This window comes from Oleiphilus sp. HI0079 (genome assembly GCF_001635105.1).
Window position 1 is genome coordinate 1 of sequence record NZ_LWFT01000097.1, and the last position, 909, is coordinate 909.

A 909-nucleotide genomic window follows, 5' to 3' on the forward strand; every position below is an offset into this window, starting at 1 on the left:
TTTTGCCGTTTATGGACTGCATATTGTAGCTTTGCTGTTTATCAATGATTTCCCAGTCTTGCTCAATGCCCTCGAAACTAGGTGATTCGACTTGCGCTCCGCCAAAATTCATCAAGCCACCAAGACTGAAATCCAGCTCTGAATTCACTTGCACTGTGAGGTTCAGAATCTCATTCTGATAGAGCTTGTTCTTATCAACGCTCAGATTGAGTTCCGTCGCTGCTGAAGCACTCAAGGCGTTCCCAAGCAAGAAGAGCAGGGCTAATAGATTGGCCCTAAGTGACAGGAACGGGACGCGGTTTACCATAGTGGTTCCTCTGAATAATGTTCTCTACTGCGCTCTCTCGCTTGTTGCTCGAACTTACGACGCAACAGACCGGATGGGTCGTCTGGTACGCGGCGCATCCACTGCTCATAGGAGCGTTGTTCTTCCGAAGAAAGCGACTCCTCTATTGCCATGGATTGGTTTTCGGTTGGTGTTGGTTCCTCAAGCGCCTTTCGCTGCTCTGGGGTGAGATTGGTATCGGCTAGGCTTTCAGCTTTTTTCGCGCTGGGGTCTGAATTCTCTGAACCTCCTTGAGACTGCTGAGCCTGCTGATTCATTTGCTCAATATCGCTCGTTGATTCAGGCATCGCCTGTGAATGTTGCGCTTCATCTTCGCTCTGAGCTGTGTTGTCGGTGGTGTTTGACGTTGATTGCTGCGCTTGATCTTGTTGGTTTTCGTCTTGCTCTTGGCTCGAACGTTGGCCGCTTTCCTGACTATTTGTATCTTCTGATGACTGTCCTTGTTGTTGGGATTGTTGCTGTTGAGATTGTTGGTCAGAATTGGTTTCAGAGCTTTGCTGAGAATCTTGACCCTCGGATTGCTCGCTTGGCGGACCTCCAGCCTGTTCTTGCTCTTCTAGCAT

Annotated in this window: 2 protein-coding genes; both read right to left on the reverse strand. The window is 49.1% G+C overall.

Going from position 1 to position 909, the window contains the following annotated elements:
• Positions 1-307: BatD family protein (locus A3750_RS01425; RefSeq protein ID WP_231871668.1), on the reverse strand; the 307-nt coding region annotated here is incomplete at its 3' end.
• The coding region (locus tag A3750_RS25650) for a hypothetical protein (RefSeq protein ID WP_068547965.1) at positions 301-909 on the reverse strand (609 nt) is incomplete at its 5' end. The genes A3750_RS01425 and A3750_RS25650, both read right to left, overlap by 7 nt.